We start from the raw sequence: 23,419 nt of genomic DNA on the forward strand, positions 1-23,419 counted from the left end.
CGCGTCCGGGCGCGCCGCCGCACACCACGCCGGAGCGTTTGCGGCCGGGAGAGCCGTGCCGCCGCTCACACCGCCATGCCGGCGGCGTGCCCCGACGCCCAGGCCCACTGGAAGTTGTAGCCGCCGAGCCAGCCGGTGATGTCGAGCACCTCGCCGACGAAGTGCAGCCCCGGCACCCGCCGCGACTCGAACGTGGACGAGGACACCGCGTCGGTGGCCACGCCGCCCAGGGTGACCTCGGCGGTGCGGTAGCCCTCGGTCCCGCTGGCCACCAGCGGCCAGGCCTGCAGCAGCGCGGCGATCCGGTGCAGTTGCGCCGGCGTGTACTGCCTCATCGGCCGGCTCGGCAGCCACACCTCGCACAGGCGCTGGGCGAAGCGCCGCGGCAGTAGCTCCGCGAGCAGGGTCTTCAGTTCGGCCGCCGGGCGCCCGGCCTGCCAGCGCGCGAGCAGCGCCGGCACGTCGGTGTCCGGCAACAGGTCCAGCTGCAGCGCGTCGCCAGGCTGCCAATAGGAGGAGATCTGCAGGATCGCCGGCCCGCTGATGCCGCGATGGGTGACCAGCATGGCGCCGCGGAAGACCTGCCCGTTGCAACCGGCGGCGACCGGCAGCGATACGCCGCTCAGGTCGGCCAGGCGCTCCCGGTGCTTGCCGCTGAGGGTCAGCGGCACCAGCCCGGCGCGGGTCGGCCGCAGCGCGTGGCCGAACCGGCGCGCGAGCTCGTAGCCGAAGCCGCTGGCGCCCATGCTCGGGATCGACAGTCCGCCGCTGGCCATCACCAGCTTCGGCGCGACGATGCGGCCGGGCCCGGCCGCCACGCGGAAGCGGCCGTCGTCGCCGATGTCGACGGCGCCGATCTCGCACCGCGTGTCGATCCGCACGCCGGCCCGTGCGCACTCGTCCAGCAGCATGCGCACGATCAGTTTCGACGACTCGTCGCAGAACAGCTGGCCGGGTTCCTTCTCGTGCCAGGCGATGCCGTGGCGCTCCACCAGCTCCAGGAACTGCCAAGGGGTGTAGCGTGCCAGCGCCGACTTGCAGAAATGCGGATTGGCGGAGAGGAAGTTCGCCGGCGTCGTGCCGGTATTGGTGAAGTTGCAGCGCCCGCCGCCGGACATCAGGATCTTCTTGCCGACCCGGTTGGCGCGCTCGAGCACCCGCACCCGCAGCCCGCGCGCGCCGGCCACGTGTGCGCACATCAGCCCGGCGGCGCCGCCGCCGATCACCACGACGTCGGCTTCCTGCGCGCCTGCGTCGGTCATGGCTTCCAGGCCGCCGGCCCGTGCCGTCGCGCAAGCCGCCGAAGCCCGTCCGACGCAGCGACCGGCCACGTCACTCGTCCGCGATACGCAAAACCCGGTGCTGGCGACGGCGACATGGGCGAGCCGGACGGGAACGGCCTGCCATTCTAGAGCGCATCTCGAAAAACCCGTTCAGCCGCGGATCGGCGCCGGATGAAAGTGGATGGCGCTGCCGGCGCGGATACAGGAAGCCGCGTTGCGCCTCAGCCGTCCACCGCCGCCGTGCACGCGGCCGCGCCGACGGGCCCGATCGCCCATCGGCGTCCATCCGCGTTGATCCGTGGCGGACGGCTTTCGGTAGATGGACTCCGGTCGCGCCTCAGCCGCAGGCGCCCACCACCATCTCGTCGCCCGCGGTCGACTTCACCCGCACGCCGGTCGGCCGGCCCGTGGCGACGTGCCGTTGGCGGGCGAAGCGCGAGGCTTCCTGGATCGCGGTGATCATGTCGAGTTCGCGGGCGATCTCGTAGCCGGCGATGCGGATGGTCCAGCCATCGTCGTCCGGAGCCACTTCCACCAGTGCGCGTTCCATCCTGCTCCCCTGTGATCGTCCGGACGGCGGTGGTTCCGCCGGGCCGGAACCTTGCGTCCCGTGCAGCACGCGCGTCGGTGGATGGCGGTGCTGACTCGGGCAGCTTGGCGGACCGGGCGCCTCGCGGGCAGTCGGGGGAAGGCGCTCTGGCGCGTAGGAAAATTCCGACCCGAAAGGGCGGGCGGACGGCGCCCGGCTCTCGTCCGGGCGGACAAGCCGCGCATTGGCGATCGCACCAACATGGTGCGCTATCTTCGCCGGTGCACGATTGCAGTGCGTCGGCATCGCGGGGTTCCGGGCAAAAAACGCCTTCGATCAACGGGTTGCACGCAGAACGCGCTTGGCACGCGCTTTGCTTCCTTCATGGCCATCCATCACCAATCCGAGGTTCAAACCCGCGATGTCCATCGACAACGTCGAAAAGCTGATCAAGGACCACAAGGTCGAGTTCATCGACCTGCGCTTCACCGACATCCGTGGCGTGCAGCACCACGTCACCTATCCGCAGTCGATCTTCGAGCCCGGCCTGTTCGAGGACGGCAAGATGTTCGACGGCTCGTCGATCCCCGGCTGGAAGGGCATCAACGAATCGGACATGGTGCTGCTGCCCGACGCGTCCAGCGCCTATGTCGACCCGTTCTCGGCCGATCCGACCCTGGTGCTGGTCTGCGACGTGCTCGATCCGTCGACGATGCAGTCGTACTCGCGCGATCCGCGCGGCGTGGCCAAGCGCGCCGAGGCCTACCTCAAGTCCTCGGGCATCGCCGACCAGGCGTTCTTCGGCCCGGAGCCGGAGTTCTTCGTGTTCGACTCGGTGCGCTTCGGCGTCGAGATGGGCCATACCTTCTTCCACGTCGACTCGGAGGAGGCGCACTGGAATTCGGCCAAGGAGTACGAGGGCGGCAACACCGGCTACCGGCCGACGATCAAGGGCGGCTACTTCCCGACCCCGCCGGTCGACTCGCTGCACGACCTGCGCGCCGAGATGTGCAAGACCCTGGAACAGGTGGGCATCGAGGTCGAGGTGCACCATCACGAGGTGGCCAACGCCGGCCAGTGCGAGATCGGCACCAAGTTCAACTCGCTGGTCAAGAAGGCCGACGAACTGCTGACGATGAAGTACATCATCAAGAACGTCGCCTTCCGCAACGGCAAGAGCGCCACCTTCATGCCCAAGCCGCTGGTCGGCGACAACGGCAGCGGCATGCACGTGCACCAGTCGCTGGCCAAGGGCGGCACCAACCTGTTCACCGGCGACGGCTACGGCGGACTGAGCCAGATGGCGCTGTGGTACATCGGCGGCATCTTCAAGCACGCGCGCGCGATCAACGCGTTCTCCAATTCCACCACCAACAGCTACAAGCGCCTGGTACCGGGTTTCGAGGCGCCGGTGATGCTGGCCTACTCGGCGCGCAACCGCTCGGCGAGCTGCCGGATCCCGTTCGTGAGCAATCCCAAGGCGCGCCGCATCGAGGTGCGCTTCCCCGATCCCATGCAGTCGGGCTATCTCATCTTCGCCGCGCTGATGATGGCCGGGCTGGACGGCATCAAGAACCAGATCGACCCGGGCGGCCCGAGCGACAAGGATCTCTACGACCTGCCGCCGGAAGAGGAGAAGAACATCCCCAAGGTCTGCCATTCGCTGGACCAGGCGCTCGAGGCGCTGGATGCCGATCGCGAGTTCCTGACCGCCGGCGGGGTGTTCTCCGACGACTTCATCGACGGCTACATCGCGCTGAAGATGCAGGAGGTGACCAAGTTCCGCGCGGCCACCCATCCCCTGGAATATCAGCTGTACTACACCGTTTGACGGGGAGGCGGCCCGGGCGCATGCGCCGGGGCCGTCGACATGCCTTACGGACGAGGTGTGGCAGGACCCCGCGACTGGTGCGCGCCTTAGGACCGCAGGGCCGCGCTGGAGCGCCTTTGGCGCAAGTGTCGACGGATCCCTTCTCCCGCCCGCGGGAGAAGGCGCCCCAAGCGCCTGCTTCCGAACGCTTTGGCCGGGGGCGATGAGGGCGCTTTCGATGCTTCGCCAAGGGCACCCCCTCCCGTAAGCGGAGAGAGGAAGGGATTCCGTGAACGCGTGAATACCCATCAGGAGAATTCTCCATCCGAACAACAGAACGAAGGAGAGGGTGAGGCACCGTCGGCACGGGGACGCAGAGCCTCCGGCCGGAACGCGGGGACGGGCAACACGGCCCGCGCGGGCAAGGGCGATTGGCAACACGGATTGACCGGGGAGGGTTCCATCCATCGAGGAGCCTAGTCATGACGTACCGCACACGAGGGGTTGCAACGTTGTTCGCGCTCGGCCTGCTGGCCGCCGGCCACGCGCACGCGGAGGTCTCCGGGTCTCTCACGCTGACCAGCGACTACCTGTTCCGCGGCCTCACCCAGAGCAACGAGGAGCCGGCGCTGCAGGGCGGCGTCGACTACACCCACGACAGCGGCTTCTACGCCGGTGCCTGGGGCAGCAGCATCAGCTGGGTTTCCGATGCCGATCCCGACGTCTCCAGCCAGGTGGAGATCGACCTCTACCTCGGCTACGGCGGCGAGTTCGGCGACAGCGGCCTCGGCTACGACGTCGGCGCGATCTACTACTGGTATCCCGGCGACTACCCGCCCGGCTTCACCGATCCCGACACCACCGAGCTCTATCTCGGCCTGAGCTACGGCATCTTCGGCACCAAGTACTCCTACGCGGTCAGCGACCTGTTCGGCCTGCCCGACTCCGACGGCAGCGGCAACCTCGACGTGACCGCCGACTGGGAGTTCGTGCCCAGCTGGACCCTCAACGCAGCGGTCGGCAAGCAGTGGGTGAGCGGCTACGACGGCGCCGACTACGCGTTCTGGAAGCTCGGCGTCAGCAAGGGCTTCGACAACGGCTTCGAGGTCGCCGCCGCGCTCAACGACAACGACCTGATCGGCCCGGACGAGACCTTCACCTTCGCCGTCACCAAGTCGTTCTGACGGCCGTGGCGACGGCATCGCATTCCACCGGAGGAGCACCATGAAACTGATCACCGCCATCATCCGCCCGTTCAAGCTCGACGAGGTGCGCGAGGCGCTCGGCGAGGCCGGCGTGTCCGGGCTCACCGTCACCGAGGTCAAGGGCTTCGGCCGGCAGAAGGGCCACACCGAGCTGTACCGCGGCGCCGAGTACGTCGTCGACTTCCTGCCCAAGCTGAAGATCGAGTGCGCCGTGTCCGACGACGCCTTCGACGGCGCGATGGAGGCGATCACCAAGGCCGCGGCGACCGGCAAGGTCGGCGACGGCAAGGTGTTCGTGACCGCGCTCGAGCAGGTGATCCGCATCCGGACCGGCGAGCTCGGCGCCGATGCGCTCTGACCCCACGCAGGAGACAACCATGACGATCCGATTCTTCTCCGGGTGGAAGGCCCGACCGGACCTGCTGGCACTGGCCGCCGCCTGCGGCCTGCTGCTGGCGGGCGTTGCCGGCGGCGCGCTGGCACAGGAGGCCGCGGCGCCGGCGATGGAAACCGCGGCGCTGCAGGAAATGCCCGCCGATGCGGCCGACGCGGCCGCCGAGCCGACCGTCGACAAGGGCGACGTGGCCTGGATGCTGACCTCGACCTTCCTGGTGCTGCTGATGGTGGTGCCGGGCCTGGCGCTGTTCTACGGCGGCATGGTGCGCGCCAAGAACGTGCTCTCGGTGCTGATCCAGGTGATCAGCGTGTTCTCGCTGATGCTGTTGCTGTGGGTGGCGTACGGCTACAGCCTGGCGTTCTCGGGCGAGGGCGCCTGGATCGGCAACCTCGACAAGCTGTTCCTGTCCGGGGTGACGGTGGACTCGCTGGCGGCCACGTTCACCGACGGCGTCGCATTGCCCGAGTACGTGTTCGTGGCGTTCCAGGCGACCTTCGCCGGCATCACCGGCGCGCTGATCGTGGGCGCCTTCGCCGAGCGTGCGCGCTTCGCCGCGGTGATGCTGTTCTCGGCGCTGTGGTTCACCCTCGGCTACCTGCCGATCGCGCACATGGTGTGGGCGACCGGCGGGTTCCTGTTCGAGCTCGGGGCGCTGGATTTCGCCGGCGGCACGGTGGTGCACATCAATGCCGGCGTGGCCGGCCTCGTGGGCGCGTACTTCGTCGGCAAGCGCGTCGGCTTCGGGCGCGAGGCGCTCAAGCCGCACAACGTCACCCTGACCTTCGTCGGCGCCTCGCTGCTGTGGGTGGGCTGGTTCGGCTTCAACGCCGGCTCCAACCTCGAGGCGACCGCCGATGCGGCGCTGGCGTTCCTCAACACCATGCTCGCCACCGCGGCCGCGGTGCTGGCCTGGGCGGCGACCGAGAAGCTGGTCAAGGGCAAGTCGTCGGCGCTCGGCGTGGCCTCGGGCGCGGTGGCCGGGTTGGTCGGCATCACCCCGGCGGCCGGGCTGGTCGGCCCGCTGGGCGCGATCGCGATCGGCGTGGCGGCGGGCGTGCTGTGCGTGTGGGGCGTCAACGGCCTCAAGCGCATGCTCCGCGCCGACGACACCGCCGACGTGTTCGGCGTGCACGCGATCGGCGGCATCGTCGGCGCCCTGCTCACCGGCGTGTTCCACGCGCCGGGGCTGGGCGGCACCGGCGACGCCGACTTCTCGATGGGGTCGCAAGTGGCGATCCAGGCGCTGGGCGTCGCGCTGACGGTGGCCTGGATCGGCATCGTCGCGGCGGGGTCGTTCTTCATCGCCAAACTGGTGTTCGGCCTGCGCGTGGAAGAGGAGGACGAACGCGCCGGCCTGGACATCGCCGAGCACGGCGAGACCGCCTACGAGACCTGAGCCGGATCCACCTCCCCCACGAGGTGACGCGGGCGGCGGAGCGATCCGCCGCCCGCTTCTTTTTGCGCCGCGCTGCAGTCGTGGTCCTGCATGCTCTTCGCTTTCGCAGTCGCGACTTCCGTCGCTCCCACAGGAATGGCGATGGCGCGAACTGGCGATGGCCACATGTGGGAGCGACGGAAGTCGCGACGAACTCGAAGCGCCACCGCACCTTCAGCACCTCCGCGATCGGCACGGCGATGCGCCCGCCTTGCAATCCGCCGGGCAAGCGGGTGCAATGCGGCATGCGCTTCCGGACCCTGCTGCTCCCGTTCTGCATCGTCGCCCTGGCCGCGTGCACGCACGCGCCGCCGCGCAACCCGCTGGCGCACTGGGTACCGTCGGCCAACCACGACGCGCGCCGGCCGATACTGATCGTGATCCACTACACCGAGCAGGACTCGGTGGAGCGCAGCCTGCGCACCCTGCGCACGCGCAACAGCGGCGGGCCGGTCAGCGCGCACTACCTGATCGGCGACGACGGCACGCTGTACCAGCTGGTGGCCGACGAGCACCGCGCCTGGCATGCCGGCGCCGGCAGCTGGGGGGCGATCAGCGACGTCAACTCCGCCTCGATCGGCATCGAGCTCGACAACGACGGCCGCGAGCCGTTCTCCGAGGCGCAGATCGCCGCGCTGCTGCGGCTGCTGGAGGACCTCACCACGCGCTGGCGCATCCCGCGCGAGAACGTGATCGGCCATGCCGACCTGGCGCCCACGCGCAAGATCGACCCGGGCGCACTGTTCCCGTGGCGGCGGCTGGCCGCGGCCGGCTTCGGCATCTGGCCGGACCCGGCGCTGGTCGAGGATCCGCCGCCCGGGTTCGATCCGGTCCGGGCGCTGCGCCTGATCGGCTATCCGGTGGACGCGCCCGAGGCGGCCATCCGTGCCTTCCGGCTGCGTTTCCGCGGCCTGGACGGCACCGTCCTCGATGCCGAGGACCTGCGCATCCTGCACGCGCTGACGGCGCCGCACCCGTAGCCCGTATCGTGGGAGCGACGGAAGTCGCGACTCCGCAACTCCGCAGGCATCCAGCCGCGACTTCCATCGCTCCCACGAAAGCACGAGCGGCGGTTCCGCCCTACGCCTATCGCACGATGCGGACATGAACGTCGAACAGCTCAAGTCCCTGTGCGCCGGCCTGCCCGGCGCAGAATGCCGCGAGCACGGCGCGCCGGCCAACATCCTGGTCTATGCCGTGGGCGGCAAGCGCTTCGCCCATTTCAAGACCAGCGATCCGGAGCGCTGGCGCTTCAGCCTCAAGGTGGCGGACGAGCGCTTTCTCGAATTGACCGACGTGCCCGGCATCAAGCCGGCGCGCTGGCTGGGCCGCTACCACTGGATCACTATCGTCGACGTGCGCCGCCTGCCCGACGCCCACCTGCGCGAGCTGGTGGACTGGTCCTACCGCAAGGCGCTGGCCGGCCTGGGCAAGGTGCGTCGCGCGCAACTGATGGGCGGGAGCGCCCCAACCCCGTAGAGCGGAGCTTGCTCCGCTACGCGGGCTCCGGAGCCGAAGGCAGCGGAGCAAGCTCCGCTCTACGGCGTGGTTGCATTCCGTCGGCGCCGCAACGCCGTCGGTTCATTCCGGCGCCGGCAGCGTTTGCTCCAGCGGATCGAACCCGTCCCACGGGTCCTTGCGCAGCCGCGCGGCGCGCCGCTGGGCGGCGGCCAGGTCGAAGGCGTCCGGCCGCGCCACCTTGCCCAGTTGCTCCCAGCGGATCGGCACCGCCACCGGCGCGCCCAGGCGCGCGCGCAGCGACCACGACGCCACGCTGGTCTGGCCGCGGGCGTTGCGCAGCCAGTCGATGAACACCTTGCCGCCGCGCCGGGCCTTGGACATGGTGGCGACGTAGCGTTCGGGTGCGCGGGCCGCCATCGCCTGTGCGATCCCTTCGCAGAAGCCGCGCGCCTGGTCCCAGGACGGGCCCGGCGCGATCGGCACCACCACGTGCAGGCCCTTGCCGCCGGACAGCCGCACGAAGCTCTCCAGTCCCGCGCGCTTCAACGTGCGGCGCATGTCGCGCGCGGCGGCGACGATGTCCGGCCAGCGCACGCCCTTGCCCGGGTCGAGGTCGAACACCAGCCGGTCGGGGCATTCGGGCGCATCGGTGCGCGCGCCCCAGGGGTGGAACTCCAGCGTGTTCATTTGCACCAGCTCGAGCACGCCGTCGATATCGTCGACGTAGAGGTACGGTTCGACGCCGCTCTTCTGCCGCAGCGCGATCGCGTGCACGTGCGCGCCCAGGCTGTCGGCATGGTGCTTCTGGAAGAAGCACTCGCCGCCGGCGCCGTCCGGGCAGCGCAGCAGCGACAGCGGTCGCCCTGCCAGGTCCGGCAGCAGCCGGTCCGCCACGGCGCGGTAGTAGTCCGCCACGTCCCGCTTGGTGTACTTCGCGCCCCGGAACATCACCCTGTCGGCGCTGGTCAGCCGCATCCGCTTTCTCCCTTGCCGGGCATCGCCGGCGCGGCCGTCGCGTCGCGCACGTTCCGGTGCAGCCTCCACCGGTCTGCGCGGGTGCGTTCGCGCGGCACCCTCGTCATCCCGCCTTGCGTGCGGTCGTCTTCTTCGCGCTCTTGCGCGCGGTCTTCTTCGCGGCCTTTTTGCCGCCCTTCTTCGCCGCCTTCTTCGCGGCCTTGCCGCCCTTCTTCGCCGGCGTACGCTTGTTGCCGGCGATGCTCTTCTGCAGCAGCGACATGAAGTCGACCACGTTGGTGGTGGTGTCCTCGGGCGCCTCGTACTCGGCGTCCTCGGCCTCGGCCAGCGCACCCTTCGACTTCATCTTCTTGCGGATCACCGCCTCCAGCCGGGTGCGGAACTCGTTCTTGTAGTCGTCGGGCTTCCACTCGCCCGCCATCGACTCGATCAGTTGCTTGGCCATCTCCAGCTCCTTGCCGGCGATGCGGTAGTCGCTGGGGCTGCCCTCGGGCAGGCGGTAGTCAGCCGGGTCCACCAGTTCCTGCGGGTAGCGCAGCAACAGCAGCATCAGCGCGTCGTCCTGCGGCACCACCGCTGCCAGGTACTCGCGGGTGCGGATCACCACCCGGGCGATGCCGGCCCGGCCGGTCTGCTTCAGCGTCTCGCGCAGCAGCACGTAGCCCTTCTCGGCCTTCTTCGCCGGCACCAGGACATACGGTTTATCGAAGTAGGGCAGCGGGATCGCGTCGGCGTCGACGAAGGTTTCCACCTCCACCGTCTCGTGGCTCTCCGGCGCCGCCGAGGCGATGTCGGATTTCTCCAGCACCACGTAGCTGCCCTTGTCGTACTCGAACGCTTTGACGATGTCCTTCCACGGCACCTCCTCGCCGGTCTCGGCGTTGACCCGCTCGTAGCGGACCGGGGTATTGCTGCGCGAATCGAGCATGCGGAAGTGCAGGTCGGTCTTGCGCTCGCCGGACATCAGCGACACCGGCACGTTGAGCAGGCCGAAGGAGAGGGTGCCGGTCCAGATCGGGCGCGCCATGGCAGCTCCGCGGGCGGGAATTCCGACGCTACGGGCGCGCGGGTGAGTCGCGGGTGAAGCGCATCGGCCGGAACTTGCGCAGCAAACTGCTCGCACCGGTCCGGTGCATGCACTACATTGGTGCGATGGCGCCTCCCCCGTCGGCCGATCCGGTCCTCGATTCCCTGGTCACCCCGGTGGCCTGGACCGACCGTCACGCGCGGATCGAGGGCTGCAATCCGGCGTTCGCGCGCTGGCTGGGGATGAGTGCGCGGCGGCTGCTGGACCAGCCGCTGGCGGCGCTGGAAGTGGAGGGCGAGGCGTTGCGGCGGGCGCTGGCGGCGAACGCGGGCGACGGCGTCGAGCAGCTGCGGCTGCGGCGGATCGAGCTGGCGTTCCTGGGCGGCGAGCCGCGCTTCGCCGACGGCTGGCTGTCGCGGCGCGAGGGCGGCGGCTGGCTGCTCGAGGCGCACCCGGTCGACGAGTTTCCCGGCGACGATCCGCTGCGGGTGCTGCCGAGCGCGCTGGCGGCGGCGCTGAAGGGCCTGGCGCACGAGCTGCGCAATCCGCTGGCCGGATTGAAGGGCGCGGCGCAGCTGCTGGCGCGGCGGGTGGAGGACGGCGAATCGCGCGAGCTGGTCGGCCTGATCCAGTCCGAGGTCGCGCGCCTGACCGACCTGATCGACCAGCTGCTGGCGCCGTCGCCGCCGCAGCCGCACGCCGCGCTCAACATCCACGGCGTGCTCGAGCGCGTGCTGCGGCTGGCCGAGCACGAGGCCGGCTGGGTGGTGAAGCTGATCCGCGACTACGATCCCAGCCTGCCCGACATGGCCGGCGACGCCGACCGCCTGACCCAGGCGACCTGGAACCTGGTGCGCAACGCGATCCAGGCCGGCGCCGCCAACGTCACCCTGCGCACCCGCATCGAGCGCGGCGTGCGCATCGCCGATGCCGTGCACCCGCTGGCGCTGCGGCTGGAGATCATCGACGACGGCCGCGGCGTGCCGGAGGAACTGGCCGAACAGATCTTCCTGCCGCTGGTGTCCGGCCGTGCCGACGGCAGCGGCCTGGGCCTGGCGCTGGCGCAGCAGGTGGTGCGCGAGCATCGCGGCTCGCTGGCGTATCGGTCGCGGCCCGGCCATACCGTGTTCACGCTGTTGCTGCCGCTGGCGGCGAAGGAGCTCGATGATGCGTCGTGACCAGATGGGCCTTTCCCCCCCTTTGAAAAAGGGGGGCAGGCGGGATTTGCGGGTCGGCCGGTCGAGCCACGGCAAAAGCAAATCCCCCCAAACCCCCCTTTTTCAAAGGGGGGAGCAGCGGGCATATGCCGATGGGAGGGCGCGCCATGCCGGCTGAACCCGCCCGCGTCTGGATCGTCGACGACGATCGCAGCGTGCGTTTCGTGCTGGCGGCAGCGCTGAGCGATGCCGGCTACGACGTCTCCGGCTTCGACTCCGCACAGGGGGCGCTGGAGGCGCTGCAGCGGCGGCCGGCGCCGCAGCTGCTGTTCACCGACGTGCGCATGCCCGGCGACGATGGCCTGGTGCTGCTGGACAAGCTCAAGGCCGCGCGGCCGCAACTGCCGGTGATCGTGATGTCGGCCTACACCGACATCGCCAGCACCGCCGGCGCCTTCCGCGGCGGCGCGCACGAGTTCCTGTCCAAGCCGTTCGATCTCGACGATGCGGTGGCGCTGGCGGCCCGCGCGCTTCGCGATGCCGCGGTCGCGTCCGGTGATGGCGAGCCGGTCGCCGCCGACGGCGGCGAGGACACGCTGATCGGCGACACCCCGGCGATGCGCGATCTGTTCCGCGCGATCGGCCGCCTGGCGCAGGCGCCGCTGAACGTGCTGATCACCGGCGAGACCGGTACCGGCAAGGAGCTGGTGGCGCGCGCGCTGCACCATGAGTCGCCGCGCGCGTCGCGGCCCTTCGTCGCCATGAACACCGCCGCGGTGCCGTCGGAACTGCTGGAGAGCGAACTGTTCGGACACGAGGCCGGCGCCTTCACCGGGGCCGGCAAGCGCCACGTCGGCCGCTTCGAGCAGGCCGACGGCGGCACCCTGTTCCTGGACGAGATCGGCGACATGCCGCTGCCGCTGCAGACCCGGCTGCTGCGCGTGCTGGCCGAGGGCGAGTTCTTCCGCGTCGGCGGCCGCGAGCTGATCCGGGTCGACGTGCGGGTGGTCGCCGCCACCCACCAGCAGCTGGAAGCGCTGGTGGCCGACGGCCGCTTCCGCGCCGACCTGCTGCATCGCCTGGACGTGGTGCGGCTGCGCCTGCCGCCGCTGCGCGAGCGCCGCGCCGACGTGCCGCGGCTGGCCGACGCGTTCCTGCGCGCGGCCGCGGCCCGGTTCCAGGCGCCGGTCAAGCAGTTCGACCGCGCCGCGCGCGAACGCCTGCTCGCCTACGACTGGCCCGGCAACGTGCGCGAACTGGAGAACCTGTGCTGGCGCCTGGCGGCGCTGGCGCCGGGCGACACGATCGACATGGCCGACCTCGACAGCGCGCTGTCGACCGCGCCCACGCCCGCGGCCGAGACGTCATGGGAGGACGCGCTCGGGCGCTGGGCGCGCGAACGCCTGGCCGCGGGCGATTCCGACCTGCATGCCCATGCGCGCGAGCGCCTCGACCGCGTGCTGCTGGAGGCGGCGCTGGCGCATACCGGCGGCCGCCGCGCCGAGGCCGCCGCGCGCCTGGGCCTGGGCCGCAACACCGTCACCCGCAAGCTCGCCGTCGGCCGCAAGCGGCACTGACGCCGTTGGACGAGCGGGCGGGCCCGGGGAGCACCGCTGCCGATGCGTCGATGTCGCGACTTCCGTCGCTCCCACAAGGGCTGGAACCGCGCGGCATGGACAACCGAAAGCTGATCACTCCTGTGGGAGCGACGGAAGTCGCGACCGCGACGCGTCGGGTCCGACGATGCCAGGATTCGGCCGGGCCCGGGCAGCCGTGGCGTCCGTCGCTCCCGCACGAATGCACAAACGGAATTCATGGTGCGCTGAGTCGCGCGGCGCTATGGTGTCGCGCATCTCCGCTGCCGCCGCCCGCCATGCGTTCGATCCTGCCTGTCGTTGCCGTATTGCTGCTCTCGGCCTGCGCCAGTGCACCCGCGCCTCGCGCGCCGCAGCCGCCTGCGCTTCCGGCAGCGCCGGCGCTGGCGACGATCGGTACCGCCAGCGAAGCGGTGGCCAACCTGGCGTCGGCCTCGGGCAGCCTGGTTAGCGGCCGCGTCACCCTGGTGCCCGCCGGCGGCGGCGTGCGCGTCACCGGCGAGATCGGCGGCCTGGTGCGCAACGGCGCGCACAGCCTGCAGGTGCACGAGCGCGGCGACTGCAGCGCCGCCGACGCCGCCAGCGCCGGTCCGTACTTCGATCCGCGCGCCGGTGCCGAGCAGCGCGGAGTCGTCGGCGGCAATCGCGACCGCATCGTCGCCGACGCCGAGGACGTGGCGCGGGTCGACCTGCTGCTGCCGGGCGCGGTGCTCGGCGGCGGCGCGCCCAACGACATCGCCGGGCGCGCGCTGCTGGTGCTCGGCGCCACTCCCGGCGCGTTCAGCGCGCGCGTGGCCTGCGGCGAGATCCAGGTACTGCGATGACGGCCGGGTGACGCCGGTGGGCGTATGGTCGAAGATCGCGTCAGTCCGACGCAGCGACATCCGACACCAACCCGAGGAGAAAACCCGATGCGCAATTCCCGAGTGCTGCTGTTGACACCGGCCTTGTTGGCACTGGCCGCATGCACGCCCTCCGGCGATCCGGCCACCGAGGCGGAGATCGCCGCCGAGACCGCCGAATCCGAACAGACCGCCGAGCCGGTGCCGGAAGCGCCGATGACCACCGCCGCCACGGCGCAGGCGACGCTGCAACCCACTGCCGGCAACGAGACCAGCGGCGAGCTGACGTTCACCGCGGAAGACGGCGCGATCCGCATCAGCGGCGAGGTCCGCGGCCTGCCCGCCGGCAGCGTGCACGGCTTCCACGTGCACGAGACCGGCGACTGCAGCGCGCCGGACGCGACCAGCGCCGGGGGCCATTTCAGTCCCCACGGCAACGATCATGGCCGCGTCGGGCACGGCGAGCACCACGCCGGCGACACCGACAACATCACCGCCAACGCCGAGGGCGTGGCGATGGTGGACACGCGCCTGGAGGGCGCCACCCTGGGCGACGGCGCCGCGACCGACATCGCCGGCAAGGGTGTGATCGTGCACGCCGATCCCGACGACTACACCAGCCAGCCGACCGGCAACGCCGGTGCGCGCCTGGCCTGCGGCGTGATCGAGGTGATGTAGCCGCGAAGGCCCGTCGATCCGCGCCAGGCAGCTCTCTCCGCCGCGGTGAAGGATTGGGCCGTCGACACGGGTTCCGCCAATGAATAGCCGGCGCTTCGAGCCCTTGCTGTCGTCAGTCGATCTACGAAGAGCTCGGCTGCCTATTGGGCGGGCCCGTGGCGACGGGTCTGGCGATACCGCACCGGCGAGAGCTGCCTGGCGCGGCATCGCGCCCCTGCGGTGCGCTCCTACGGGGATCCGTGCTCAGGCCAGTTCGTCGTGCGGGTCGACGCGCGAGCGGCAGTGGTTGTAGGTGACGGGTATCCCATGCGCCTGCAGCAGCGCGGCGAGCTGGCGCTGGCGCGCCTCGAACCGCGCGAACCCACGTTCAAGGCGCACCTCGTCCTGCTCGTCCGCGGCGTAGCGGGTGCGCCAGCCGTCCGGAGAGAGCAGGGCGATGCGTGCCTCGCCGGCGACGTAGTGCAGCAGCGGCTCAGGCGGCGCATCCAGCCATGCCTCCTCGTCCGGCGCCAGTAGCGCGGTCTCCAGCAACGGCCACAACGGTGCCAGGCCGGCGTGCTCGTACTGCAGTGCGGTCATCGCGCACAGGTCGTGCAGGGTGAGGTAGCGCGCGTGCTCGACCCGCAGGCCGAAGGCGTCCTGCGCGCGCAGCGCGGTCTCGGCGCCGGCCATGCCGCGCTCCATCAGCGCCTGCTCGAACTGCGCGCCGACGCCGGCCACGGTCGCGGTCTCGCCGGCCAGGACCAGCGGCAGCAGCCGCAGCGGCCCGCCGGCGTGTTCCGGCGACGGCGCCAGCGCGTCCGGCAGGCGGTCGCGGTGCGAACCGAAGGCGATCACCCGGGCGCCGACTTCGCCCGGCGCGCGCGCGGACAACCGTTCCAGCTCGCGGTGCAGCGGCCAGCCCGGACGCAGCAGTTCCACCGGGTCGTAGTGCGCGCCGACCAGCGCCAGGTCCAGCTGCGCGGCATCGGCGGCGAAGCCGGCCAGGTCGCGCGCGATCAGCGTCGCCAGCGCACCGGCCTCGTGCTGCGCCAGCGCGGCGTGCCGCGCGCTGCTGCCCGGCGCCAGTTCAAGTGCCAGGGCGGCGCGCACGGCCGGAGGGTTCAGCGCGGATTGGGTCATCGTGATTGGCCGTGCACGACGGCGGCGTTAGACTGCTTGCATTATGCCCGTCATGCAGCGACGGGCTCCGTCGCGAGGTGTTCCCGATGCCGCAAGGTCGTCCCGTCGCCGTGCTCGGTGGCGTTCGCATTCCGTTCTGCCGCCAGAACACCGCCTATGCGGACGTCGGCAACCTCGGCATGTCGGTGCGCACCCTCGGTGCGCTGGTCGAGCGCTTCGGCCTGCACGGCCAGCAGCTGGGCGAGGTGGCGATGGGCGCGGTGATCAAGCACGCCAGCGACTGGAACCTGGGCCGCGAGGCGGCGCTCTCCTCCGGCCTGTCGCCGCTGACGCCGGGCATCACCCTGCAGCGCGCCTGCGGCACCTCGCTCGACAGCCTGGTCCTGGTCGGCAACAAGATCGCCGCCGGCCAGATCGAGGCCGGCGTCGGCGGCGGCTCCGACACCACCTCCGACGTGCCGATCGTCTACGGCCAGAAGCTGCGCCGGCGCCTGCTGCGCGCGGCGGCGGCGAAGACCACCGGCGACAAGCTGCGCGCGTTCCAGGGCTTCCGCCTGCGCGAGCTCAAGCCCGACTTCCCCGGCGTGGCCGAGCCGCGCACCGGCAAGTCGATGGGCGAGCACTGCGAGGACATGGCCAAGGAGTGGAACATCGCCCGCGACTCGCAGGACGAGCTGGCGGTGGCTTCGCACCACAAGCTGGCCGCGGCCTACGAGCGCGGGTTCTTCGACGACCTGGTGGTGAGCTTCCGCGGCGTGGCGCGCGACAACATCCTGCGCCCGGACACCTCGATCGAGAAGCTGGCCACGCTGCGGCCGGCCTTCGACCGCGCCACCGGCCGCGGCACCCTGACCGCCGCCAATTCCACGCCGCTCACCGACGGCGCCGCCGCCTGCCTGCTGGCCAGCGAGGACTGGGCACGCACGCACGGGCACGCGCCGCTGTGCTGGCTGCGCGATGCGCACGTCGCCGCCGTCGACTTCGTCCACGGCGAGGGCCTGCTGATGGCACCGACCGTGGCGGTGGCGGAGCTGCTGCGCCGCAACGGCCTGGCGCTGCAGGATTTCGACATCTACGAGATCCACGAGGCCTTCGCCGCCCAGGTGCTGTGCACGCTGCGCGCCTGGGAGAGCGAGGACTACTGCCGCAACCGGCTCGGCCTGGAGGCGCCGCTGGGGCGGATCGATCCGGCGAAGATCAATCCGGTCGGCTCGTCGCTGGCCACCGGCCATCCGTTCGCCGCCACCGGCGCCCGCATCGTCGCCACCGCCGCCAAGCAGCTGGCCGAGCGCGGCGGCGGCCGTTGCCTGGTGTCGATCTGCACCGCAGGCGGCATGGGCGTGGTGGCGATCCTGGAGCGCTGACCCGGCGGGGATTTCGCCGCCTTTCGTAGGAGCGCACCGCAGGGGCGCGACCGGCCTTCCGGCGAAGGCTGTCGCGCCTCTCGCGGTGCGCTCCTACTCGCGTAGCCGCGGCATGCCGTGCTCGTCGCGGTCCTCGCCGGCGGCCTCGTCGAAGATGCGCTGGCGCAGGTCGCGGTCGGTGAACGCCTCGATCGGCTCGCCGCGGCCGGCGCGCAGCGCATTGCGGTAGCACAGCCGCGCGCGCGCCTCGTCGCCGCGGGCCTCGTAGCCGTGGGCGAGCGCCTCCCAGGCCTCGCTGCCGGCGCCCTGGGCCAGGGCGCGGTGCAGATAGCCCTCGGCCTGGCTCCGCTGGTCCTGCTCGCCCGCCAGGCGCGCCAGGGTCAACAGCAGCGCCGGGCTCGACGGATGCTTGCGCAGCCAGCGCTCGGCGACCTCGCGGCGATGCTCCAGGCGGCCGAGCGGCAGCGTGCCGTAGCGTTCGGCCAGGGTTTCATCCCAGCGCGCGTCCAGGGCCTGTTCCAGGCTCCTGGTCGCGGCTTCCTCCCAGCGCAGCGCGGCGGCACGGTCGGCATAGGCGGCGACCACCGCCGGCTCCGCCCTGAGCGCCTTCGGCAGCGCCTCCCAGCGGTCGGCCAGCACGTTGGCGTCCTCCGCCTCGCGCAGCGACGCGGCCGCCCACGCCATCTCGTAGTCGGCCAGCCGCGATTCCGGCAACGCCTGCTGCTGCCGCAGTGCGCCGAGCAGGCCGTAGGCCTGGGCGGCTTGGCCGGAGGCCGCCAGTGCCTCGGCGCGCAAGGCCAGGCCGCGTGGCGGCAATGGCTGCGCCGCCGGCGCATCGAGCGCGACCAGCGCGTCGGTGGGGCGGTCGTCGGCCAGTGCCAGCTCGGCCATGGCGATCGCGCGCGATCCGGCATGGCGCTCGCCGAAGCCGTCGAGCTGCTGCCGTGCCCGCGCGGCATCGCCACGCGCCCACGCGGCCTCGGCGGCGGCCACCCGCGCCGGACCTTCGGCGTGCGGGTCCTCCGCGGCCTGCGCCAGCAGCTTTTCGGCGCGGGCGTAGTGCCCCTGGTGCAATGCCTCGAAACCGTCGCCCAGGCGCGCGCGGCTCTGGCGGTCGCGGTGCCGGCTCCAGCTCCGGAACGGGAAGCTGAGCACCCGCCACAGCAGCCACAGCACCAGCAACGCCAGCGCCGCGATGCCGATCGCCTTGACCAGGGTGGTCGTGTAGTCGTAGCCGCCATAGCGGACCAGGACGAAGCCGTGGTCCTGGGTGAGCAGCATCTGTGCCAGCAGCGCGCCGAGCACCGCCAGGACGATCCAGAACAGCAGGTTGCGGAACAGGTTCATGGCTGGGCTCCTTGGCGTCCGTGACACGGTAGCCCGGTTGATGTCGCCGGTGCGTGGAGTGGCTGGTGTCGTTCCCGCATCAGCCGCATCAGCGGCGCGCGCGCATGGCGCGCAGCTGTTCCAGGCTGCTGCCGAGCGTGGGTACGGCCGGGGTCAGCGGCAACCGCCGTAGCTCCTGCAGCGCGTCACGCTGCCTGCGCAGGGCCGGCGAGTCCCGCCACAGACGCGTCAACCAGGCGTCGGCACGGCCCAGCGCAGCGCGCAGGCCCTCGTCGTCGCGGCGCTCGATCGCGGCCTGCGCCAGGGTGAGCTCCAGCTGCAGCGCGGCCAGGCCGGCGGCGCGATCGGCCGGTTCGACCGCCAGCGCGCCGTCGCTGCGCCTGACGTCGACCACTCGCGTGAACGCACGCTGCCACCAGCTCGTGGCGGCGGCATCGGTGGTCGGCGCCTGCACCGGTAGCGCCGGCAGCGCGGCCGCCAACGCATCAAGGCGGCCCGCCGCGATCCGGCGCGGGTCGTCGCCGAGCGCTTCGAGCGCTGCGCGTTCCTGCGCCAACGCCTGCCGCAGGTCGATCAATGCCGGGTCGTCGAGGCCGGCGAGCTGCTGCGCCGCCAGCGCGTAGGCGCGGCGGGCGCCGTCGAGGTCGCCGGCCAGGCGCAGGCGCTGCTGGCCCTGGCCGAGCAGCAGTTCGATCTCGTCCAGCCGCAGCGCCTGGACGCCGGACCGCTGCGGATCGGCCAGCGCCGCCAGCTGGTCCTCGAGGATCGCGGCGCGCTGGCCGACCCCGAGCAACTCGTCGCGCAGCACCCGGTTGGTGGCCTCGGCCTGCCGCAGGCGCTGGTTCTGCGCACGCAGTTCGCCCCGCAGGCGCTCGGCGCGCGCTTCCAGCGCCTCGAGGCGCTGGACGGTGCCGTCGGCATCGACGCGGCGGGCGGCTTCCTGTGCGGTCCACCAGCGCCAGCCGGCCCATCCGCCGCCCGCCACCAGCGCGAGCACCAGCGCGAGCACCAGCAACCACGCCAGGCCGCGGCCGCGTCGGCTTGGGGCGTGCGTTGTCGGGGAGCGAGCGGGGGGATCGGTCATCGGTGTGCGGGCGGGGGCAGGCCGGCATCCGCCGGCCGCGCGATGCTACCGGATCGCGAGCCCGGCGCCGCGCTCCAGCGCCGCGGCCAGCAGCGAACGTGGCCGGGCATCGGTGGCGATCGCGATGTCGGTGAAGCCCCGCCTGCGGGCCAGCGCCGCCAGCCGGGCGCTGGCCGCAATCACGCGCGCCCCGCGCAGACGCGCCACCGCGTCGGCCGGCAGTGCGGCGAGGCTGCGTTGCAGCGCCTCGCCGCTGCTCAGCGCCAGCAGCAGCGGCGTGGTGGTCGCGCGCAACTGCGCCAGCGCACGCGGCGAGGGCGCGGTCGCGACCCGCGCGTACACGTCGGCGCGCAGCACGCGCGCGCCGCGCCGGCGCAGTTCGGCGCCGATGCGGCCGCGGCCGCCTGGGGCGGTGACCAGGCCGACGTCTTCCCCGTCGACCTCGCGCAAAGCGGGCAGCGCCAGCAAGCCTTCGCTGTCCATCCGCGCCGGCGCGATCGCCCCGGCGACGCCGGCGCGGCGCAGCGCATCCCGGGTGCCGGCGCCGACGCCGAGCCAGGCCTGCGCCTGCCGCGGCCGCAACGGCAGCAGTGCACGCGCGGCGCGCACCGCGGCCGGGCTGGTGAAGATCACCCGCGGCGCCGACAATGCGCGCCGCAGTTCGCGCGCGCTGCCGGCGTCGTCGCGCGCGACCAGTCGCCACGGCGACAACGCGAGCACGCGCGCGCCGTGGCGCGCCGCCGCTCGCCGCAGTGCCGCGTGGCCGCCGACGGGACGCAGCGAGATGACGTAGCATCCCTGCAGTGCCGAGGAAGCGCGCGCGTCTGTCATGCGCGCCAGCTTGCTGGCTGCCGGCAGCGCCCGCAAGCCGTACAAGCCCTATGCGCACTCGATCCCGGTTCCCAGGACATCTCCCCAGATCAGGACTCCTTCGCGGATGACTCTCGATGAATCCCTGCAGGCGCTCGACGCCCACTACCAAGCGATGCCGCCGGTGGCGGCGATGCACGTGCGCGTCGCCGGCTACGACGGCGAGCGCCTGCGCCTGCACGCGCCGCTGGCGCAACACCTCAACGACAAGGGCTGCGCCTTCGGCGGCAGCCTGGTCTCGCTGATGACGCTGTCCGCATGGGGCCTGGTCTCGCTGCGCGTGCAGCAGGCGGGCCTGCAGGCCGACGTCTATGTCGCCGACACCGAGGTGCGCTACCTGGCCCCGCTGTTCGCCGACCTGGAGGCCGAGTCGCAGCTGGCGCCCGAAGGCTCCTGGGACGACTTCACCGCCACGCTGCGCGAACGCGGCCGCGCCCGCACCACCCTGGTCGCGCGCGTGCCGCTGCCCGACGGCGGCACCGCCACCACGGCCCGCGCGCGATACGTGGCGATCGCAAAGCGGTAGCATTCGCGGAACACCGGGAGGGGAAGACGATGCGGATCATGGGCAAGGGCGCGCTGTTGCTGCTGATGGTGCTGGCGTTGGCCGCGTGCGCCAGCGGCGGCAAGAAGATGTCCGAACTGCAGCGGCTGCAGTACGCGTACTCGGCGGCGATCCGCTGGGGCGACTTCGAAGGGGCGTGGAACCTGGTGGATCCGGAGTACCGCGAGGCCAACCCGATGACCGATCTGGAGTTCGAGCGCTACAACCAGGTGCAGGTCTCGGCCTACCGCGAGCGCGGCGCGCAGGTGCTGGACGACGGCACCGCGGTGCGCGAGATCGAGCTCGGGGTGATCAACCGGCACGACATGACCGAGCGCTCGACGCGCTACACCGAGCAGTGGCGCTACGACCCGGGAACCGGGCAGTGGTGGATCAGCAACGGCCTGCCGGACCTGTGGGCCGGCCGGTGAGCCAAGCCGCGCCGGCAACGGCAACTTTGCGCTGGGTCCCGCGCTGGGCGACAATCGCCGCCCGCTGTCTCCTGCCCCCGGTCCCGTGAATCTCGAAGAACTGCTGGCGTTCGCCGGCCGCCACCAACTGCTGTCCCTGGCCCTGGTCGGCCTGACCGTGGCGCTGATCGCCACCGAGATCGCGCGCCTGTTCCGCGGCTTCAAGGGCCTGCGCCCGGCGGAGCTGACCGCGCTGGTCAACCGCGACAACGCGCTGGTGGTCGACCTGCGGCCGATGGCCGATTTCGAAAAGGGTCACATCGCCGGCTCGAAGAACGTGCAGATGAGCCAGTTCGATCCGGAGAGCAAGCAGCTGAACGCGGCCAAGGCGCTGTCGGTGGTGCTGGTGTGCAAGACCGGGCAGACCGCGTCCGGCGCCGCGTCGCGGCTGAAGAAGGCTGGCTTCGAGCGCGTGTACGTGCTCGACGGCGGCATCCTCGGCTGGCAGCAGGCCGACCTGCCGCTGAGCAAGGGCCGCGGCCGCTGAGCCATTCGCGCGTCACGGCGCAATGCCATAATCGCCCTCTTTTCCCAATCCAGCTGGAGTTTTCCCACCATGGCCGAGCAACAACCCGACAACGCCAACGGCGCCGCCGCGCCCGCGCAGCCCGCAGGGGCCCAGTTCAGCGTCGAGAAGATCTACGTCAAGGACGTCTCGTTCGAGTCGCCGAAGGCGCCGCAGGTGTTCAACGAGCAGGCGCAGCCGCAGCTCAACATGAACCTCAACCAGCGCGTGCAGAAGGTCGGCGAGAACGGCTACGAGGTGGTGCTCGGGATCACCCTGACCTGCACCCTGGGCGAGGGCGACGGCAACACGGTGTACGTGGCCGAGGTGCAGCAGGCGGGCGTGTTCGGCCTGTCCGGCTTCGAGCCGAACGTGCTCGACGCGATGCTCGGCACCCACTGCCCGAACGTGCTCTATCCCTATGCCCGCCAATTGCTCGGCGAGCTAATCCAGGCCGGCGGGTTCCCGCCGTTCCTGCTGCAGCCGATCAATTTCGAGGCGCTCTACGCCGAGGGCCTGCGCCAGCGCAACGCCAAGCAGCAGCCGGGCGCGGGCAACGGCGACAGCGAGACGGTCGGCAACGCCTGACCGATGGCGACACCGCCGTCCGTCGCGGTGCTGGGCGCCGGTTCCTGGGGGACCGCGCTCGCCGCGCTGATCGCCCGGCATCGCGCGGCCACCGTGCTGTGGGGCCGCGATGCCGCCGTCGTCGAGGCGATTGGCCGGCAGCACGAGAACCCGCGCTACCTCCCCGGCGTCGCCCTCCCGGAGACGCTGCACGCGACCACCGATCTCGGCACCGCCCTGCGCGGCGCCGACTTGGTGCTGGTGGTGGTGCCCTCGCACGCGTTCGCCGAGACCCTGCGGGCGCTGGCGCCGCTGCGCCCGGCGCGGGCCGGCGTGGCCTGGGCGACCAAGGGCTTCGAGCCCGGATCCGGGCGCTTCCTGCACGAGGTCGCGGCCGGGACCCTCGGCCCCGACGTGCCGCTGGCGGTGGTGACAGGCCCGTCGTTCGCGAAGGAAGTCGCGGTCGGACTGCCGACCGCGCTGACGGTGCATGCCGAAGACGAGGGGTTCGCCCAGACCGTCGCCGACGTGCTGCACGGCCCGGCCTTCCGCGCCTACACCGGCGACGACATGTGCGGCGCCGAACTCGGCGGCGCGATGAAGAACGTGCTGGCGGTCGCCACCGGCGTCGCCGACGGCATGGGCCTGGGCCTGAACGCCCGCGCCGGGCTGATCACCCGCGGCCTCAACGAGATGCTGCGGCTCAACATCGCCATCGGCGGGCGTCCGGAAACGCTGATGGGGCTGGCCGGCCTCGGCGACCTGGTGCTGACCTGCACCGGCGACCTGTCGCGCAACCGCCGGCTCGGGCTGGCGCTGGGGCGCGGCCGCTCGATCGCCGACGCGGTGCGCGAGATCGGCCAGGTGGTCGAGTCGCTGCAGACCGCCGACGAGGTGATGCGCCTGGCCGACCGCCACGGCATCGAGCTGCCGATCGCCAGCAACGTGCGCGACGTGCTGCACGGCGACATCACCCCCGCCGAGGGCCTGGCGCGGCTGATGGCGCGCGAACGCAAGGCGGAGTATCCGGTGCGGATGTTTGAGAGCGGTGATTCGTGATTTGAGAGCGGTGATTGGTGATTCGTGATTCGTAGAAGCAGGAGCGCGCCTCCGACCTGCTCTTGCCAATCACGAATCACCAATCACCAATCA

The 23,419-nt window shown here is 71.6% G+C and carries 24 protein-coding genes; 16 read left to right on the plus strand and 8 right to left on the minus strand.

Annotated elements, in window-relative coordinates; translation table 11 throughout:
* Positions 1-65: 65 nt before the first annotated feature.
* A complete protein-coding gene (locus U3649_RS03975) occupies positions 66-1,262 on the minus strand; it encodes an NAD(P)/FAD-dependent oxidoreductase (protein WP_407353593.1) in 1,197 nt (398 codons plus the stop codon).
* Between the two features lie 358 nt (positions 1,263-1,620).
* The gene (locus U3649_RS03980; RefSeq protein WP_407353594.1) at positions 1,621-1,833 is read right to left on the minus strand and encodes a hypothetical protein; all 213 of its coding nucleotides are present in this window, start codon (positions 1,831-1,833) and stop codon (positions 1,621-1,623) included.
* A 400-nt stretch (positions 1,834-2,233) separates the two neighbouring features.
* On the opposite strand from U3649_RS03980, the gene glnA reads away from it, so the two are divergent.
* The 6 genes from glnA to U3649_RS04010 all read left to right on the plus strand — a co-directional run bounded on the left by glnA (position 2,234) and on the right by U3649_RS04010 (position 8,138).
* Positions 2,234-3,643, plus strand: a complete 1,410-nt coding sequence (gene glnA / locus U3649_RS03985) for a type I glutamate--ammonia ligase (protein ID WP_407353595.1) — start codon at positions 2,234-2,236, stop codon at positions 3,641-3,643.
* A gap of 461 nt (positions 3,644-4,104) precedes the next feature.
* The gene (locus U3649_RS03990; protein ID WP_407353596.1) at positions 4,105-4,806 is read left to right on the plus strand and encodes a TorF family putative porin; all 702 of its coding nucleotides are present in this window, start codon (positions 4,105-4,107) and stop codon (positions 4,804-4,806) included.
* Positions 4,807-4,846: 40 nt separating this feature from the next.
* Positions 4,847-5,185, plus strand: a complete 339-nt coding sequence (locus U3649_RS03995) for a P-II family nitrogen regulator (protein WP_407353597.1) — start codon at positions 4,847-4,849, stop codon at positions 5,183-5,185.
* 19 nt (positions 5,186-5,204) lie between these two features.
* On the plus strand, positions 5,205-6,620 hold the full coding sequence (locus U3649_RS04000) for an ammonium transporter (protein WP_407353598.1): 1,416 nt from the start codon (positions 5,205-5,207) through the stop codon (positions 6,618-6,620).
* A gap of 284 nt (positions 6,621-6,904) precedes the next feature.
* Positions 6,905-7,639 carry an N-acetylmuramoyl-L-alanine amidase gene (locus tag U3649_RS04005; RefSeq protein ID WP_407353599.1) on the plus strand — a complete coding sequence of 245 codons (735 nt, stop codon included), beginning with the start codon at positions 6,905-6,907 and terminating at the stop codon, positions 7,637-7,639.
* Positions 7,640-7,763: 124 nt separating this feature from the next.
* Positions 7,764-8,138: an MmcQ/YjbR family DNA-binding protein gene (locus tag U3649_RS04010; RefSeq protein WP_407353600.1), complete on the plus strand. Its 375-nt coding sequence runs from the start codon at positions 7,764-7,766 to the stop codon at positions 8,136-8,138.
* 102 nt (positions 8,139-8,240) lie between these two features.
* Here U3649_RS04010 and ligD read toward each other — a convergent pair whose 3' ends face one another.
* Together ligD and U3649_RS04020 are read right to left on the minus strand one after the other, a co-directional pair.
* A complete protein-coding gene (ligD, locus tag U3649_RS04015; protein ID WP_407353601.1) occupies positions 8,241-9,095 on the minus strand; it encodes a non-homologous end-joining DNA ligase in 855 nt (284 codons plus the stop codon).
* 103 nt (positions 9,096-9,198) lie between these two features.
* Positions 9,199-10,122: a Ku protein gene (locus U3649_RS04020; RefSeq protein ID WP_407353602.1), complete on the minus strand. Its 924-nt coding sequence runs from the start codon at positions 10,120-10,122 to the stop codon at positions 9,199-9,201.
* A 125-nt stretch (positions 10,123-10,247) separates the two neighbouring features.
* Between U3649_RS04020 and U3649_RS04025 the strand changes: the two genes are divergently transcribed.
* The 4 genes from U3649_RS04025 (at position 10,248) to U3649_RS04040 (ending at position 14,394) form a co-directional block, all read left to right on the plus strand.
* Positions 10,248-11,300, plus strand: a complete 1,053-nt coding sequence (locus U3649_RS04025) for a two-component system sensor histidine kinase NtrB (protein WP_407353603.1) — start codon at positions 10,248-10,250, stop codon at positions 11,298-11,300.
* A 146-nt stretch (positions 11,301-11,446) separates the two neighbouring features.
* Positions 11,447-12,856, plus strand: coding sequence for a nitrogen regulation protein NR(I) (ntrC, locus tag U3649_RS04030; protein WP_407353604.1), 1,410 nt, complete (start codon positions 11,447-11,449; stop codon positions 12,854-12,856).
* Positions 12,857-13,152: 296 nt separating this feature from the next.
* A complete protein-coding gene (locus U3649_RS04035) occupies positions 13,153-13,698 on the plus strand; it encodes a superoxide dismutase family protein (protein WP_407353605.1) in 546 nt (181 codons plus the stop codon).
* An 87-nt stretch (positions 13,699-13,785) separates the two neighbouring features.
* Positions 13,786-14,394, plus strand: coding sequence for a superoxide dismutase family protein (locus U3649_RS04040; RefSeq protein WP_407353606.1), 609 nt, complete (start codon positions 13,786-13,788; stop codon positions 14,392-14,394).
* Positions 14,395-14,637: 243 nt separating this feature from the next.
* Here the strand turns inward: U3649_RS04040 and U3649_RS04045 are convergent, their stop codons facing one another.
* Positions 14,638-15,516 (minus strand): hypothetical protein, encoded by an 879-nt coding sequence (locus U3649_RS04045; RefSeq protein ID WP_407353607.1) that lies wholly within the window; start codon positions 15,514-15,516, stop codon positions 14,638-14,640.
* Positions 15,517-15,602: 86 nt separating this feature from the next.
* Between U3649_RS04045 and U3649_RS04050 the strand changes: the two genes are divergently transcribed.
* The gene (locus U3649_RS04050) at positions 15,603-16,880 is read left to right on the plus strand and encodes an acetyl-CoA C-acetyltransferase (RefSeq protein WP_407353608.1); all 1,278 of its coding nucleotides are present in this window, start codon (positions 15,603-15,605) and stop codon (positions 16,878-16,880) included.
* Positions 16,881-16,973: 93 nt separating this feature from the next.
* Here the strand turns inward: U3649_RS04050 and U3649_RS04055 are convergent, their stop codons facing one another.
* The 3 genes from U3649_RS04055 to U3649_RS04065 all read right to left on the minus strand — a co-directional run bounded on the left by U3649_RS04055 (position 16,974) and on the right by U3649_RS04065 (position 20,142).
* Entirely contained in the window at positions 16,974-18,227 is a 1,254-nt protein-coding gene (locus tag U3649_RS04055; protein ID WP_407353609.1) for a heme biosynthesis protein HemY, read from the minus strand.
* 88 nt (positions 18,228-18,315) lie between these two features.
* Complete coding sequence (locus U3649_RS04060) at positions 18,316-19,311, minus strand: uroporphyrinogen-III C-methyltransferase (RefSeq protein ID WP_407353610.1); 996 nt, start codon at positions 19,309-19,311, stop codon at positions 18,316-18,318.
* Positions 19,312-19,356: 45 nt separating this feature from the next.
* On the minus strand, positions 19,357-20,142 hold the full coding sequence (locus U3649_RS04065; RefSeq protein WP_407353611.1) for a uroporphyrinogen-III synthase: 786 nt from the start codon (positions 20,140-20,142) through the stop codon (positions 19,357-19,359).
* Positions 20,143-20,248: 106 nt separating this feature from the next.
* On the opposite strand from U3649_RS04065, the gene U3649_RS04070 reads away from it, so the two are divergent.
* From U3649_RS04070 to U3649_RS04090, 5 genes are all read left to right on the plus strand, one after another.
* A complete protein-coding gene (locus tag U3649_RS04070; RefSeq protein ID WP_407353612.1) occupies positions 20,249-20,707 on the plus strand; it encodes a YiiD C-terminal domain-containing protein in 459 nt (152 codons plus the stop codon).
* Positions 20,708-20,736: 29 nt separating this feature from the next.
* The gene (locus tag U3649_RS04075) at positions 20,737-21,156 is read left to right on the plus strand and encodes a hypothetical protein (RefSeq protein ID WP_407353613.1); all 420 of its coding nucleotides are present in this window, start codon (positions 20,737-20,739) and stop codon (positions 21,154-21,156) included.
* Positions 21,157-21,241: 85 nt separating this feature from the next.
* Complete coding sequence (locus U3649_RS04080) at positions 21,242-21,682, plus strand: rhodanese-like domain-containing protein (protein WP_407353614.1); 441 nt, start codon at positions 21,242-21,244, stop codon at positions 21,680-21,682.
* Between the two features lie 69 nt (positions 21,683-21,751).
* The gene (gene secB / locus U3649_RS04085; protein WP_407353615.1) at positions 21,752-22,288 is read left to right on the plus strand and encodes a protein-export chaperone SecB; all 537 of its coding nucleotides are present in this window, start codon (positions 21,752-21,754) and stop codon (positions 22,286-22,288) included.
* A gap of 3 nt (positions 22,289-22,291) precedes the next feature.
* Positions 22,292-23,326: an NAD(P)H-dependent glycerol-3-phosphate dehydrogenase gene (locus U3649_RS04090; RefSeq protein WP_407353616.1), complete on the plus strand. Its 1,035-nt coding sequence runs from the start codon at positions 22,292-22,294 to the stop codon at positions 23,324-23,326.
* The last annotated feature ends 93 nt before the right edge of the window (positions 23,327-23,419 follow it).

It is taken from the genome of Luteimonas sp. R10 (assembly GCF_045689605.1).
In the GTDB taxonomy this organism is placed as follows: Bacteria; Pseudomonadota; Gammaproteobacteria; order Xanthomonadales; family Xanthomonadaceae; genus Luteimonas.